The sequence below is a fragment of the Ectobacillus panaciterrae DSM 19096 genome (assembly GCF_000430785.1).
Taxonomy (GTDB): Bacteria; Bacillota; Bacilli; order Bacillales; family Bacillaceae_G; genus Ectobacillus; species Ectobacillus panaciterrae.
Window position 1 is genome coordinate 5100 of sequence record NZ_KE387249.1, and the last position, 15412, is coordinate 20511.

Genomic DNA, 15412 nt, shown 5'->3' on the forward strand with positions numbered 1-15412 from the left:
GGCGACCTTCAAAAAGAATGAACGACCGTTCTCTCAGCCAATGGAACGGATCTCTGGACGTTAACTTTCTCTTTTACTACTCCTTTTCAACGCTAAATCTATTTATAAGTAACATAACGGCATGTTCTTTCAAGTTTTATAGTAAACGATTATATAGACATTTAAATATTATGTCAACACTTTTATAACCTTACGATAGCATGCAATGCTTTATTTCTAACCACTTTACTTTTGAAGAACTACAGAAACCTTTTCAGCTGTTCCAACAAATTTTCTTGCGTCAATATTTCAATCTGCCGCTCACCGAGCAAATCAAAATGCGGATACTCTGAACGCTTATCTATAGCACGGGAAGGTATTCCATACTTTTCTCCCCATTGCGCCAGCTTTTCCAGATCCGCACAACCTACTTTCGTCACTGTTTTCATACCGGGAAAACGCTCATCCAGCCAATAGTGCGTAATGAAAGCGATTTCTCCCTTCTTGACCTTTTCTTTCCACAACTGCAACTCTTCTCGTTTAATTCCAAAAGCCATTTACTCACCTTTTTCAAAATATAAAATATATTACTATAATCTTTAACAAAATCCCCAGAATAAATTCGCTTGTATGAAACACGTTCAAAACGCCGGCCTCTTTCTCTTGTACTTCTGTTCTCTAAGGGCTATATTACTTAAATAAGAAGAATGAAGCAATGATAGGAGAAGGATTATATGATTTACCATGTAACATACTTGTCCAATGGATTGAGGGTCAAGGGATACTTAGGTCTCCCGAATGATTTTGACCTCCCTGCTTTTGAATTAAAAAGCATGATTAGGCAGTTTTATGGCTCTAAGGAACTTCCCATAACAGAAATTGCAAGTTCTATTAACCCCAAAAAGAAAGATATGGAGGCCAAGTTCCCTGCCCTTATTTACTGCCGCGGCGGCATTGGGAAAGTAGGCAGAGTCAAGACGGACTGGATTGAACAATTCACCAGCTTCGGTTATATTGTCTTCGCTCCCTCTTATCGGGGAAATGAAGGCGGCGAAGGACGTGATGAATTTGGTGGGAATGAAAATGAAGATGTTGTTTCCGCTTATCGCCTTTTACATAGTTCCCCGTTTGTAGATACCGAACGAATTTCCATTATGGGATTCTCACGCGGTGCAATCAATGCTGCGCTTACCGCTGCAAAAATTACCAATATACATAAATTGATTCTTTGGGGCGGCGTATCCGACTTAGCGCAAACTTATGAAGAGCGGATTGATTTGCGAAGAATGCTAAAACGCGTGCTTGGAGGCACTCCGAACAAGATCCCGGGCGTGTATCAAGACCGGTCTCCAATACTCATGGCAAAGCACATCCAATGTCCCGTCCTTATCATGCACGGAACGCAAGACGTTCAAGTCGATTTCAGTCATGGGCTGAATATGTACAGAACACTGAAAGAGCTTGAAATGAATACGGAAATGCATTGCTATGAGGGGTACGGACATCATTTGCCGCCTCCGGTTCATAAAGCAGCATTGCAACGGATGTTTGATTGGATAGACAAAGATCTGTGTTAGAACATCAAATTCCACTTTTACCAAATAGACAGCTCGTATTTTAGATGGCCCATTTGGGTATAGTATGGATTGCTTCTTTGAAAAACATCTTATGGGAGAACGCTTCATGCAACACATCTCTCATATTATCTGCTCATATGTAAGAACATGTATCATGAAATCTAATTATCCCCCAGAGAAGCATGGTAAAAAAGTACACGAATGCAAAAGGAGGCAAAAAACATGCCTAGAATACGGCCGGATTTTATGAAAAGCCCGTTTTTCGTTGACGAGCCCGGAAATTGGCACTTAAAACCAGGTGCTCCCAAAGAAATGCAAGAAGAATTTGAAGAGTATATGCAGTCCCTGAATGATACAGAAGAACCGGGAACGATTAACGGAAATCGCATTTCATACCCGTAAGAAGAACATAGAATACGTGCATAACATCATTTCTTAAAGTGTCGAGGAGCCTCTTTTGGGTCGCTTGACACTTTTTGCAGGTGTGCAGTTTCTGTTTTTATTTTGATTGTTTCAATTGCTTGTTATATATATTCGCCTGCCCAATTGCCGATTGGTCGTTCATAATGGCTCCGGGAGTGTTCGCTTCCCCGACAATGTAGCCCGCGAAGGACGCTTTCATAAAATCAAAAATATACTGAAATTGTGCCACAAGAGGAAGTGCTTTTAGCTTTGGATTATCTCCCCCCACTATGATTACATAGCATTTTTTATCCTTCATCCGCTCTGCAAACCGGAGCTGCTGGTCACGCAAGCTTTGTGACCAGCGATCTACAAAATTCTTCATATGCCCGCTCATTCCATACCAGTACAATGGAGTAGCGAAAATAATCGTGTCATGGTTCAGCATCTCTTTTGCAATCCCGTCATAATCGTCTTCGACAGCTGTAAATCCTTCTGGGTCATGACGTTTATCTATAATCGGAACAATCGTTTTGTCGCGCAAGTAAATGTGCTCTGCCTCTATACCCTCTGCCATCAAGTGTGCCAGCTGCTCAGTATTACCGCCTGCACGAGAACTTCCATGTATTACTAACATAATGCATCTCCTCTTTGTGTAAATGATTTATCTTGATTTCGCTTTAAAATCATCACATGTTCTTCCAGATTAAATTTAATTTTAGAAAGCAATTCAATTTGTTCATTAATATCATCCAATTTTTGTTCATACAAGCTGATAATAGAGCTGCACGGGTTTTCATACAGCGCGGGCTTCACATCCAGACAGCTCAATATGGTGTCAACTTGCTCCAAATTTAACCCAAGTCCCAAATATAGCTGAATTTTATTTACGCGATCCACCATAGAAGAATCGAAATCCCGATAACCGTTCGGCAGACGCTCGGAAGTGATGAGGTTCCTCTGTTCATAATGCCTTAAAGACCGCTCGCTCACTCCTGTTTTCTCTGATAATGTACCGATACGCAAACGATTCCCTCCTTTCCACCTATTTATTTTAAACCTTGACACCAATGTTAATGTCAAGGTTTATGTCAAAATTTTATATTCCCCATACACCTTTTAAGCTGGGGCAATTCTATGTATTAAGGATACATACTAAAAGATACATGTATGCTTTTTCTTTTATTCTTCATAATATTAATGGCTTACTATTTTATCAAAGAGAAAAGAGGGATTAACAATGGCAAAACTACTTTACATTACGGCACATCCATTTGCAGGGGAAACAACTCATGCCCCAAACTCCTTTGGCCTAACAGCGGGAGATGCTTTTTTGCATGCTTATAAAGAAAATCACCCGAATGATGAAGTTGCAGAACTCCACCTGTACAAAACTACCATTCCTCATATAGACCTGGATGTGTTCAACGGATGGGGAAAATTGCAGGGCGGACAAGCATTCGATGCCTTAAGCGCAGACGAGCAGGCGAAAGTGGCTCGCTTAGGAGAATTGAGCGATCAGTTTGTGGCTCATGACAAATACGTGTTTGTCACTCCGATGTGGAACTTCTTGTTTCCTCCGTTATTAAAAGCATACGTAGACAGCATTGCCGTCGCAGGCAAAACGTTTAAATACACGGAGAATGGGCCTGTCGGATTGTTAAACGGAAAGAAAATCTTGCACATTCAAGCTTCTGGCGGCATATATTCCCAAGGACCAGCCGAAGGATTTAACTTCGCGCCAAAATATCTGCAGGCGATTGGAACGTTCTTCGGCATTACAGATTTCCAGACATTGTTTGTAGAAGGACAAGCTGCACAGCCGGATAAAGCGGAAAGCATTAAACAAGAGGCTGTGCAAAAAGCTGCGGCTATGGCTCAATCATTTTAATTATTTTCCATGCAGGGAACTCTCTAGTTTGATCACATCTAAATTATGGATAAAAAATAGAGGTGCTGTTGACATCAACAGCGCCTCTATTTAAGGTAAGTGGACGCACTTGATATGGGAAAGCTTTAAATACACAGATTCACCGCTTGCGACCGCAAGCTCGATGATTCCGTCACTTATCTTTTTCAGTAATCCTATCTTTGTCGACATTTTTCCAATATCAAAAACGACCAGCTCCCCTTCCCATTTTTTCAATTGTTCTTCAAGTGAACGAAGCAATGGAATGCTTGAGGGAATGACAGGCAGCTTTTGATTGCTGAGAGTATACGGTATGGTTTTTAAATTGTATGGAACGAGCCATTTTAAATGATGCAGCGAAATCAGCATCGTCTTGTATACAGGGGAGTAAAAAGCAAAATAGTCGCTGCGAACGCTAGTGATATATCCATGTAATGAGATATCCCCTGTAACATAGATTTCTGTAAAACGCCCTTTTGCATTGTTTAAAATCGTACGATAGGAAATGGATTCTGTATCTTCAGCCAAAGATCCTTCACTCGGATTACTAATGTCATCGTTTATAGTTGGACTGAGGTTGATTCTATGGACGTGTACAAAAGGAATATATACAAATCTTTCCCCGTCAAACAGCACAATAATTCCCTTGCCGCTCTCAATAAGTATCCCCTGAAACAAGTTTTTCCCTGATATCTCCACATCAACCTGCTTTCCACGTAATGTTGTAATACTCAAAAAAAATCCTCCCTGTGTCGAAATTCGGATAGTAGTACATTATATACGCGGATTTCATGCTTTAGAAATGGTCATGATACATGGGTTTAAATTTAACAATGGGTTTAAATTTAACATGGGTTTAAATTTAACATGTGCTCTCGTTAATCTTCCTCAGGGCGTTTACCAATTGGGCGTAAAAAGCTGTAAACTCTGTGACTGACAATGTACGTACTTTTTCCATTTACAATCCGCAAACTCTTCTCAAACACGTTTAAAACGCAAGACATCCCAAAGAGATAATCAAAACCCCTGCAACTCTGTTCACCAACTTCAAATGCGGCGTAATTTTATTTCTCAAAATACTCACTCCCATACTCAACAGAAACCACCAAGAAACGGCGCCAAGAAAGACTCCGGAGATAAGGCTGAATGCAGTTAAATCAGAACTCACGGTTTTATCAAATCCTAATCCTGCAAACATAGCCGCGAAGTTTAAAATGGCAATCGGGTTCGTAATCATGAGAAGAAGTCTACACCTTTTTTGATGAACAACCTTATCCCCTGTTTTTTCCAGTTATCTATCATGCCTCGTTTTGAAAAAATAAATAAAAAACAAGGGGAGGAATTCCGATGAACAAACACAAACTCCGCCGCATCTTCTTTGCTTCTTTACTAGTGATGTGCATCTTCAATATTTCAGCCTATGCAGCCCCATTAGAAGATGAGGATTTGCCTATAAGCTTCCGTTTGGAAATACTCCCTTGGGAAAAAGTGGATGACATCATTCCGAACAGAACGATTTTTACCATCATTGATGTGGAAACAGGACTGCGATTCAAGGTGCAACGAAGAGCCGGAAGCAGCCATATTGATGCACAGCCTTTGACTCACAAGGATACTCGAATCATGAAAAAAATCTTTAGCGGCGACTGGAGCTGGAAAAGAAGAGCTATTGTTGTTTTCGTAAACGATCAGTTAATTGCAGCTTCCATGCATGGCATGCCGCACGGCGCAGGTGCGCTTCAAAACGGATTTCCCGGTCATTTTTGCGTCCATTTTTACGGAAGCACCACACATCGTTCCCATCACGAGGATCTCGCTCATAAAATTATGATATTGAAAGCTGGGGGTAAATTTGATGAATATGTAAGCAAGGTAGACCCGTACGAGCTTATCAACATATTTGCCCTGACCGTACATAACAGCGATCCAAAATTGATGGATTTGGTCGTTTCAAACGAACGAAGGGGCCCGCATTTGCACGAAACCGTTCAGGAATTAAAGTATTTTAGGATAAGACGTATGCCCGAACCGCCGCTTGAAGACATTAACGGATTGTTTTCTGTAAACGTTCCCGTACAGGTAGATATGTGGAGGAAAAAAGGAAAGCTAGAGAAAAGGATCGTGCAATTCATAGTCCGCAGAGACAACTTGACCGACCGTTGGAAAATTGATGGAGACTCCTTGTATGAGGAATTGAACAGAACAGCAGTGAAGAAGAAAGCGCGCAAGACGAGGTCTGTAAATGAATAGAACGGAAGTAAACTTTACAGCGAACATGAGAAAAACTGGGCAAAAACCGCCGATCCTTTTTAGATGGGCATAGTGCTCCTGTCAAGGATAGTAGCGGTCAAACCCTTCAAGATACCCTCCCTTGTGTCTTTTTACTAAACAGCTTTGCTCTTTTGTCTGTTGTATTCCACTCTCCGATACACGCTTTACATGTTCGCTGCCGACCTGACTGATTTTACGCATGACCCTAATCAATCTCGTCCATGTTATGGCTGCTTATTACGTTTTTTATCTTGCAACAAATACGCACTTCCATAATAGACGATACCGCTATGCATTGACTTCTCCTACATATCACGCTAAATTTAAATTATCTTATTAAAATAAGTCTTAAACTTAAAGGTGGGTTATTGTTGCGGATTAATAAATTTATTAGCGAGACAGGTATTGGTTCTCGACGTCAAGTGGACCAGTGGATCTCCGATAAACGAATTACAATTAATGGAGTAGCAGCTGAATTAGGAAGTCAAGTTGAGCCTGGCGATGATGTTCGAATTGATAATAAACCGATTAAAGCGAAACCGAAACATGTTTATATCGTACTGAATAAACCTGTTGGGATTACGTGCACGACAGAACGGCACGTCAAAGGAAATATTATTGATTTTGTAAACCATCCGCTTCGAATCTTTCCAATCGGACGTCTCGATAAGGATTCAAATGGTTTGATTCTTCTTACGAATGACGGAGATATTGTTAACAAGGTTTTGCGTGCGGAAAACAAACATGAAAAAGAATATATTGTTCGAGTAGACAAGCCTATTTCGCCTGCTTTCTTGAAAAGGATGGCAGGCGGAGTAGAAATTTTAGACACTAAGACACTTCCTTGTAAAATTACAAAAGTATCTGATTACGTATTTCGAATCATTTTAACACAAGGACTAAACCGGCAAATCCGCCGCATGTGTTCTGCGCTTGGCTATAGGGTTGTCAAACTGCAGCGAACTCGTATCATGAACATTCACTTAAACGACCTAGGACTGGGAGAATGGCGAGATTTGACTAAAAATGAGCTTGACCAATTGTTCAAGGATTTGAATTACCAACCGAGCAAATAGGTCAAACTCGTCATCAGATATTGTCACTGACGTTCCTTCACAAAAGTAAAACACCTCACAAAGCGGAGGTGTTTTTCTCAATACAAGTAGTAATTATGGGTCCAACTCTTTTTCTTTTTCTGTTTCCTTCTTCTTCATTCTCGCTCCCAAAAGTACAAAAACGATGATTGTCAGTGTAATAAACAGAGCCGTTTCTGGAGATGTAATCAATGTTTTTCCGAAAAATGTGTAGAGAGATACAAAAGGGACAATTGCCGCAAACACGGTAATAATAAAAGGAATATATCCCATTCTTGTGGAAGCCGCGATAAAGCATGCCATATCCGTTGAAGCAATCGGCATCAATACAAAAAGGAATAAATACTTCTGGCGGTTCTCTTCTATTCTTTTATACACTTCAGGATGCTTTTGACTCACAAAACAATGAATAGGCGAATTAACAAATCGCCTTCCCGCAATGTAAATGATTGTTGATGTAACAAGCATACAAACGATTGATATAAGAATGTTCTCGAAAAAGGGAAAGAGAATACTTCCGACGACAATGAAAACTGAACTCGGAATAAATAATAACAGCCGAAGAATAAATAACAGACAAAATAATAAATATACATTCTCTCGTGACGCTGCAATCACTTGTTCCAAATCACTCACACTCGTAACAAGGAAATTAAATTTATAGGCTGCCCCTATAATAATCATCCAATTCACTACGGCAATAATGAACAGATACTTTTTCATGACGCCATTCCTTTTACATAAGCTTATGACTATCCATACGGTATATATAAGCACAATATTACTTAAAGAACTGAAATATCCACGAGTTCATTTCTTTATCTTATGTCCACCGCTCTTTTACCGCATCATAATCCACCCATGTGTCCACATCATAAAACAGGTCAGCATTGTCATATGGAATGATCTTGCCTTGGAACAGCGAGGCCGAGAAAATGGAACGAGCCCCTTTATCACCCTTCAGCTCTTTCAAAACAGGAAAAAGTTTTTTGGAAAATAAAACAGGAGGGCGCGGTATTCCTTGATAGCCTGCTGCTGCATAATGAAGTTCTTGATTGATTCGGTAACAATTTATTATCTCATTAAGAAGCCTTGTTGTAATAAACGGCTGATCTGCAAGCATTACCACCACTCCGTCCGCGTTCATGCTTTCTGCTTTTTCTACACCGCAGCGGAGGGAGTAAGATTGTCCTAAAAATGCGTTCTTGCAAGAAAGGATGTGCAGTCTGTCCATTCGTAAAGATCGTAAAAGCCAAGGTGTTTCATTAGCAATAACGATAACATCGCTAAGATTTGAGGCAAGAGCAGTGTTTAAAGCTATACTTCCAAGGGGGGTATTTTGTATGGGAAGACACAGCTTATGCACTCCCGGACCTGTGCGTCTGCTGTTTCCCGCCGCTAGGTATAGTCCTATGATTCTCATCGTTTTTCTCCCTTAAGATTTGTATAATTTCCGCCATGATGCTTATGGCAATCTCGTTTGGCCCCTGTGCTCCAATAGATAGCCCTGCCGGAGAAAATACCCATTTGGGTTTAGCTCTTCCCGAAAATAAGCGGGCTGTACGATGTCGTGAACCTAAAATTCCAAGATAGCGGCAAGGATGATTGAGTAAGAGCGTCAACAATTCTTCATCCCGTTTGAAGTGATGAGTCATAATCACAACAAAATCGTGCTTAGTTATGGACATTTGAGATACAGTCTCTTTCGGGAATCCGACAACACATGTAGCCGCTTCAGGAAACCGCAGCGGCGTACATAATGCTTCGCGCCAATCACAAATGGTAACGAAAAAACCTGTTTCCTTCGCTAAACGAACAAGAGGCTTTGCGTCCTCTCCTGCACCAAAAATAAACAGGCGCGGCCGCGGAGAAAAGCATTGTATATATAAATTGTCACGTAATCCGTTCTTAAGCTCGGATAATACAGGGATTTCTCTCTCCCAGTTTCCGAATCTGTGCCCTTCTTCACTAAGAAAAAGAGTCTGTGATAATGTCAGATTTTTAACCATCCAAATACGCGAGCCTTCATCTGTGTACTTCTTAACCCTTTGGAGATGCTCCCGATATGTTTGATTTACCTTCTCCAATAATACGCGGATAACTCCATTACATCCTACTCCCCACGACATATCATCTTCCGCTCTCATATCAAATTCATGTATAGCCCACTTTTCATCACTTACATCCTTCGAATAATGAAAGAGTTCCTCCTCTATACACCCTGCGCTAAGCATGCCAAATCTTGTGTCTTCCTCTCCAAATACCATCATCGCACCTTCTTTTCGGTATGATGAACCTTCTACCCGAATGATCGTGGCAAGAGTGCAAGGGTCTGGCAGAGATGTAGCCGCTTCTAATATATCGTGCAATGAAGTCATCACATTTCACCTTTCTTTTGAAGCACTGACCTCACCGCTTCTCTGATTTCTTGATAACTTGTACAGCGGCAGATATTTGATTCCAGCCACTCTTCTATCACTTTATCGTTCGCATCAGGATGAATATTTACGAGAGCGTGACAGTTCATAATAAACCCGGGAGTACAATATCCGCATTGAAACGCCCATTTATCCATAAACGCCTTTTGTACAAGAGAGCCTTGTAAACCTTCTATAGTTGTTATCTTTTTCCCCGCCGCTTCCACTGTAAGCGTGATGCACGATTTCATTGGCCATCCATCTATCAAAACTGTACAAGATCCGCAATCTCCATTTTCACAGCCACGCTTTGCCCCTGTTAGGTCAAATTGATCCTGCAGCGTATCTAAAAGCGTGTCTGCCATTCTCACGATTCCTTCCCGATTTTCTCCATTTATGCGAAGGCCAACCTTTGTAATCACGCTCTCCCTCCTTCAAGCTTTGCTCGTATCAATTCCCTCTATATAGGCATGGGCATGCTTGCTTGTCAAAAGTTTTGCATGCAAAATTCCCGCTTCATTTTCATCATCAATATATTTTGCTCTTCCAGTAACCTTATCCATTCCTTCTTTGCTAGGAACGCTTTTTCCGATAATTTGATATTCGTTCATACGTCCCCTCCTTTCCGTTACTCTATAATATTATTAGCTCACTATTCCATTTAGCACCTGAATGGATAAGCAATTTACACTGATGCTTCTTTATACACGGCATTAACTTCTGTAATTTTACAATTAAAGAAACTCTTTCTCACATTCTTCAATTATCTATCCATATGATAACCTATGTTCTTTTCTCTCGACTAAAAAACACCCGCTTCCCTCGCATACTTAGTACGCAAAGGAAGCGGGTGTTTTCGCCTCATATCGAAAACCATAGAACATTTTTTTAGAAAAGTGCGCAAACAGCTATTAGTTAGAAGACGGAACAGCTGCTTTTGGCTTTCCTTCGTCAACAGGTTCTTCTTCTTTTTTATTGGATAATTTGATTTGCTTTAAGAACAAAGTAGATATTGCTCCTACCACAATAAAAACTAATCCGACGAAGAATACACTGTGCAATGAATCCATTAATGCCGTTTTTAAAATTGGCACCATTTTGTCAGCCAATGCAGCCGGCATTTGTTTCAATGTTTCTGGACTGAACAGCATTTGAAACAGCCCTTCCGGATTTGTCGCAATCATATCTTTAAATTTAGAAACCATAGAGCTCGCTTCTGCCGGCAGCGTATCCAGGAACGGAACAAGTTTGTCTGTTAAAAACGTTCCGGATTTGCTGTTCATGGCTGCCCCTAAAATCGTAATTCCGAATGTTCCTCCGATGGAACGGAAGAATTGGCTCGAAGATGTAACTATCCCAAGCTCTTCTTTTGAAAAACTTTCTTGCAGAGCCAATGTAAGAATTGGCATAACTAACCCCATGCCCATACCGATAATCGCCATATAGGATATAGCTATTAGCTTGCTTGTACCCATATCCATTGTTGTCAGCAGGAAGAATCCGCCCGCCATAATTAACATGCCTGCAAGGATTTGCGGCTTAATTCCAACCTTGTAAACTAATTGCCCTCCGATAACACTTGTGATGATCATTGAAATCATCATCGGTGCCATAACAGTTCCTGATTCTGTTGCACTTACTCCTACAATCCCTTGCATAAAGAATGGAACGAATGTAATAGCTCCGAACATCCCTACAGCCATAAAGAACCCGATTAAATTCAAGAAGGTGAAGGTTCTATTTTTGAATAAATACATGGGAAGAATCGGTTCTTTCGCTTTCGTTTCCACAATCACGAAGCTCACTAAACCAATCACCGCAAGCGCAAATAAACCAAGAATTTGCCATGAATCCCAATCATAGTCTTTTCCGCCGAAGCTAAGGGCCAGAAGCAAGCTTACTATCCCAACAATCATAGTAAACATACCTGCGATATCAAAATTGATAGGTCCTGTATGCTTTCGGCCTTTTAATCCCATCGTGATTAAGATGGTAGCCAAAATTCCAACAGGAAGGTTAATATAAAATACCCATTTCCAGTTCAATGAATCAACAATCCATCCGCCGATTTGCGGACCAATCACGGAAGCAAGACCATAAATTCCGCCGAATACCCCTTGGAATTTAGCGCGCTGCTTTCCTGTAAATAAATCCCCGACTACAATCATAGCCATCGGCATCAAAACACCGCCGCCAATCCCTTGCAATCCGCGATATATAATTAACTCTGTCATATTGTGTGCCATTCCACAAAGTGCAGAAGCACCCATAAAAAGAATAAGTCCTGTAACATATACAGCTCTGCGGCCCAGTAAGTCAGCCAGCTTTCCCGCAATAGGAACAACTGTAGTAGAAGTCAATAGATAGGCTGTAGTCAGCCATGTCATCATGCTTAATCCGCCAAGGTCTCCGACAATTCTCGGCATCGCAGTTCCTACAATCGTACCGTCAAGTGCGGAAAAGAACATCGCAATGATGAGTCCGATTAATAGCAGTGTACGATTTTGTTCTGCATTCTCAGTTGTATTCATCTCGTTATCTCCCTCTGTTTATATATTCATTCTCTTTCATTTTCCAGACAAGCTTAACAGTGCTGTCATAAGCAGCTTTTATTAAAAGTTTGTTCATTAGAAGATCGATTTATTTCTGCAAAGTTCAAAAAGCTCGTTTCGCCTCATTCTTTTTCTGAAATAGCAGATTGTGCAAGTTTTTCAGCAATCTCTGCCGTAAATAAAAGCTCTTCTTTTGTCAAATGAGAAAGATATCGTTCTACGATTACTTTTCTTTCTTGCAAGATTTTCTTAAATTTCTCTTCTCCTTGTTTAGTAAGGCTAATATTCACAACCCTTCTGTCTTTCGTATCGTGCTCTCTCATAACGAGCTTATGCTGCTCAAGCCGATCCACCATAAACGTGACCGCACTTGGTTTCACACCCATTTTTTCCGCTAATTGAGAAACCTTTGCACTTCCTTCTTTATTCAAAAAAGCCAGAACAAACAATTGCGTAGGTGTCACTCCTAGCGCATTCATACTTTCGAGCATCTCTGGCTGCATCTTTTGAAATGTTATGTGAAGCGCCGATTGAATTCGTTGAATATAGTCACTCACCTCACTCATCATTTAATCCTCCTTAAAATTTATTACAGATAAATATATAACATTGTTAAATATTTTGCCTGATTAAATATAATTCATGCATAATTAAATGTCAATCTTTTTTCTAGGCGATCGATACTTGTCATTTTCAAACGATACATTAAAGTACACAAGTAAAGCTTCCATGCCCATTTCTTCCTTTTAACAATAATATTCCTTTACATTTATTAAAAAGATTTCAAGATCCCCTCAATTAAATTGACTGTATACAAAAACAGTTAAGGAAAATTTAAGAAAGGTTTCCTACACTGAGCATAGATTAAACCCATTCTTTTATAAGACTCATCAACAAGACTATTTACTGAGAAACAAGAGTTCATTTCTTAAATGCCAGAACTCTATTTTTAAAGGGAGGAAAATATGAAAACAAAGTTTAAAGGAAGAATTGATTTCCTGCTGACAAGCATTATCTTACTATCCATATTTCTAAATTTCTATCAATTGACCAAAGCAGGTTCAAACACGTATTACACCGTTGCGGTGAAAAGTATGTTAAAGAGCTTTCATGCCTTTTTCTATGCATCATTCGATCCGGTTGGTTTTATTACCGTAGATAAGCCGCCAGTCGCATTATGGATTCAAACATTAAGTGCTTCCATATTTGGATTAAGCAACTTTAGTGTTCTCTTGCCGGAAGCATTGGCAGGAGTCATCTCCGTTTGGCTTATGTATGTCGTAGTCAAGCCTAAATTTGGCCGCACAGCTGCTTTGCTTTCAAGCTTAGTTCTAGCGTGTACCCCTATTTTTGTCGCAGTGGTCCGTACGAATAACGTAGACAGTATACTGATTCTCACGTTATTGATTGCCACATGGGCGTTAATGAAATCCGTGGATCAGCAAAAGGTGAGCTGGCTGCTCGTAAGTGTTATCCTGGTGGGGATAGGATTCAATATTAAAATGCTTCAAGCTTATATGGTGCTGCCCGCCTTTTACTTGTTCTACTTTATTGCCGTGAAAGCAAAATGGACAAAACGGATCGGACAGCTAACTATAGCTACTGTCGTGTTAGCCGCTGTTTCTCTTTCCTGGGCGGTCATTGTAGATTCCACCTCCAAAGATCAGCGGCCTTACATCGGAAGCAGCCAGACGAACTCTGTTCTGGAATTAGCCCTTGGCTACAACGGTATTTCCCGATTAACAGGAGATCAATCAAGAGGAAAAGCGGCGGGAAATGTTCCTCAAATGCCTCCTGCGAATTCCCAAGGTACGAATAATATATCTGGAAACGGCGAACAGCCGTCCATGTCTCCTGCAGACTCGCAAAATATACAAAAACAAACAAGAGACGGAAATCCTTCTTTTGCAGGCGGACCGAGAGGCGGTAAACAAGGCGGCATGAACGGTATGTTCGGAACGGGGACTCCTGGTGCAGCTCGTCTCTTTTCCAAAGAGTTATCCGGGCAGGCTAGCTGGCTGCTGCCATTAGTTCTCTTTGCCGGAATCGCTCTTGTTGTATCCTTTCGGAAAAATCGGGCATTCACGCTGCAGCACCAATTTGCGATATTCTGGTTAACATGGCTGCTTCCGATGATGGTATTTTTCAGTATCGCAAACTTTTTCCATCAATATTATCTCAGTATGATGGGTCCTGCCATTGCGGCGTTAACAGGGATCGGCTGGACGATGTTATGGAATTTATATAAAGAAAAACAAGGATGGCAGAGCTGGCTGCTGCCCGTTTCTGTATTAGCAACTTCCTTATTCGAAGCCTTAATTTTATTTGAGAACAAGAACGTAATTTCACAAGCATGGATAGCGGTGCCTATTATTCTAGGACTTGTATTCTCTGTCCTTCTCATTGTAATGCGTCAACGGGAAAAAACAGCTTACTCCTTATCCATAGCCGGGATGCTAGTATTGCTCATTTTCCCTTTCTATTGGACCCTTGCTACTATTTTGGATGGAGGAAATAGCGCACTGCCAATCGCGGGACCAAATTCGAGGCAATCCGGCGGCATGGGAGGCGGCGGGCCTATGATGGGAGCTAGACCGGCTTGGAATGGCGACGGCTCTATGGGATCCGGATTGAATCGAAATCACGGAAGCTCTATGGTGGGAGCTGGACCGAATCGAAATGGCGGCGGGTCTATGATGGAATCACAAGCGGACGCGAAACTGATCTCTTATTTGAAAAAGCACTATAACGGCGAAACATTCATGTTAGCCACAGAAAGTACTAGGGAAGCGTACCCTTTTATGCTGCAAACTGACTACGCGGTCATGGCAATGGGCGGATTTTCAGGAAACGACCCGGCCGTAACCCCTGAAAAGTTAGCGAAGATGACCAAAGACGGAGAAGTGAAATACTTCTTAATTTCCGGCGAAGGCAGAGGCAATCAGAAAGTGAATGAATGGATTAAAGCGAATGCCAAAGAAGTTCCAAGCAGCGAATGGCAATCTTCTCAAAATACAGACAACACACAGCGTACTGGTATGAACCGATCGATGACGCTTTATGAGTATAAAGGATAAACGAAGACGGGAGGAAAACTCCTCCTGTCATTCTTAATCTAGCGAAGACCATATATGTATGAAAAGGATTCGTAGATAAGGATTACTGTTTATGAAATTGCATGAATAAATGAATTTGGGAGGAGGAGTAGAAT

The 15412-nt window shown here is 41.0% G+C and carries 17 protein-coding genes and 1 pseudogene; 6 read left to right on the forward strand and 12 right to left on the reverse strand.

The features are described 5' to 3' along the window. Positions 1–239: 239 nt before the first annotated feature. Complete coding sequence (locus H540_RS0125495; RefSeq protein ID WP_028402977.1) at positions 240–536, reverse strand: hypothetical protein; 297 nt, start codon at positions 534–536, stop codon at positions 240–242. 177 nt (positions 537–713) lie between these two features. Here H540_RS0125495 and H540_RS0125500 point away from each other — a divergent pair, with 177 nt between their 5' ends. Beyond that, the gene (locus H540_RS0125500; RefSeq protein ID WP_028402978.1) at positions 714–1556 is read left to right on the forward strand and encodes an alpha/beta hydrolase family protein; all 843 of its coding nucleotides are present in this window, start codon (positions 714–716) and stop codon (positions 1554–1556) included. Between the two features lie 222 nt (positions 1557–1778). Beyond that, entirely contained in the window at positions 1779–1958 is a 180-nt protein-coding gene (locus H540_RS0125505) for a hypothetical protein (protein WP_028402979.1), read from the forward strand. A 97-nt stretch (positions 1959–2055) separates the two neighbouring features. Here the strand turns inward: H540_RS0125505 and H540_RS0125510 are convergent, their stop codons facing one another. Together H540_RS0125510 and H540_RS0125515 are read right to left on the reverse strand one after the other, a co-directional pair. Continuing rightward, on the reverse strand, positions 2056–2595 hold the full coding sequence (locus H540_RS0125510) for a flavodoxin family protein (RefSeq protein WP_028402980.1): 540 nt from the start codon (positions 2593–2595) through the stop codon (positions 2056–2058). Continuing rightward, positions 2589–2984: a MerR family transcriptional regulator gene (locus tag H540_RS0125515; protein ID WP_028402981.1), complete on the reverse strand. Its 396-nt coding sequence runs from the start codon at positions 2982–2984 to the stop codon at positions 2589–2591. The genes H540_RS0125510 and H540_RS0125515 overlap by 7 nt, the downstream gene beginning before the upstream one ends. A 214-nt stretch (positions 2985–3198) precedes the next feature. On the opposite strand from H540_RS0125515, the gene H540_RS0125520 reads away from it, so the two are divergent. Continuing rightward, positions 3199–3849 carry an FMN-dependent NADH-azoreductase gene (locus H540_RS0125520; RefSeq protein ID WP_028402982.1) on the forward strand — a complete coding sequence of 217 codons (651 nt, stop codon included), beginning with the start codon at positions 3199–3201 and terminating at the stop codon, positions 3847–3849. A gap of 90 nt (positions 3850–3939) precedes the next feature. Here H540_RS0125520 and H540_RS0125525 read toward each other — a convergent pair whose 3' ends face one another. Then, the gene (locus H540_RS0125525; RefSeq protein ID WP_028402983.1) at positions 3940–4602 is read right to left on the reverse strand and encodes a hypothetical protein; all 663 of its coding nucleotides are present in this window, start codon (positions 4600–4602) and stop codon (positions 3940–3942) included. A gap of 253 nt (positions 4603–4855) precedes the next feature. Further along, complete coding sequence (locus H540_RS30910; RefSeq protein WP_081415280.1) at positions 4856–5104, reverse strand: LysE family transporter; 249 nt, start codon at positions 5102–5104, stop codon at positions 4856–4858. Positions 5105–5214: 110 nt separating this feature from the next. Here H540_RS30910 and H540_RS31605 point away from each other — a divergent pair, with 110 nt between their 5' ends. Both H540_RS31605 and rluF read left to right on the forward strand, forming a co-directional pair. Next, the gene (locus H540_RS31605; RefSeq protein WP_051317277.1) at positions 5215–6117 is read left to right on the forward strand and encodes a hypothetical protein; all 903 of its coding nucleotides are present in this window, start codon (positions 5215–5217) and stop codon (positions 6115–6117) included. Between the two features lie 392 nt (positions 6118–6509). Further along, on the forward strand, positions 6510–7214 hold the full coding sequence (rluF, locus tag H540_RS0125540; protein ID WP_028402984.1) for a 23S rRNA pseudouridine(2604) synthase RluF: 705 nt from the start codon (positions 6510–6512) through the stop codon (positions 7212–7214). Between the two features lie 93 nt (positions 7215–7307). Here the strand turns inward: rluF and H540_RS0125545 are convergent, their stop codons facing one another. From H540_RS0125545 to H540_RS0125575, 7 genes and pseudogenes are all read right to left on the reverse strand, one after another. Further along, positions 7308–7955 (reverse strand): TVP38/TMEM64 family protein, encoded by a 648-nt coding sequence (locus tag H540_RS0125545; protein ID WP_028402985.1) that lies wholly within the window; start codon positions 7953–7955, stop codon positions 7308–7310. 100 nt (positions 7956–8055) lie between these two features. Beyond that, on the reverse strand, positions 8056–8655 hold the full coding sequence (locus H540_RS0125550; protein ID WP_028402986.1) for a nucleotidyltransferase family protein: 600 nt from the start codon (positions 8653–8655) through the stop codon (positions 8056–8058). After that, the gene (locus H540_RS0125555) at positions 8591–9610 is read right to left on the reverse strand and encodes an XdhC family protein (protein ID WP_028402987.1); all 1020 of its coding nucleotides are present in this window, start codon (positions 9608–9610) and stop codon (positions 8591–8593) included. Before H540_RS0125555 ends, H540_RS0125550 begins: the two co-directional genes overlap by 65 nt. Then, positions 9610–10071: a (2Fe-2S)-binding protein gene (locus tag H540_RS0125560; RefSeq protein WP_028402988.1), complete on the reverse strand. Its 462-nt coding sequence runs from the start codon at positions 10069–10071 to the stop codon at positions 9610–9612. Before H540_RS0125560 ends, H540_RS0125555 begins: the two co-directional genes overlap by 1 nt. A gap of 15 nt (positions 10072–10086) precedes the next feature. Further along, positions 10087–10260 (reverse strand): annotated as a pseudogene (locus H540_RS32695) (hypothetical protein); the annotation flags it as partial. Positions 10261–10560: 300 nt separating this feature from the next. Continuing rightward, complete coding sequence (locus tag H540_RS0125570; protein WP_028402989.1) at positions 10561–12180, reverse strand: MDR family MFS transporter; 1620 nt, start codon at positions 12178–12180, stop codon at positions 10561–10563. A gap of 143 nt (positions 12181–12323) precedes the next feature. Continuing rightward, positions 12324–12767: a MarR family winged helix-turn-helix transcriptional regulator gene (locus H540_RS0125575; RefSeq protein WP_028402990.1), complete on the reverse strand. Its 444-nt coding sequence runs from the start codon at positions 12765–12767 to the stop codon at positions 12324–12326. A 399-nt stretch (positions 12768–13166) separates the two neighbouring features. Here H540_RS0125575 and H540_RS0125580 point away from each other — a divergent pair, with 399 nt between their 5' ends. Then, a complete protein-coding gene (locus tag H540_RS0125580; protein WP_028402991.1) occupies positions 13167–15278 on the forward strand; it encodes a glycosyltransferase family 39 protein in 2112 nt (703 codons plus the stop codon). Positions 15279–15412 lie beyond the last annotated feature (134 nt).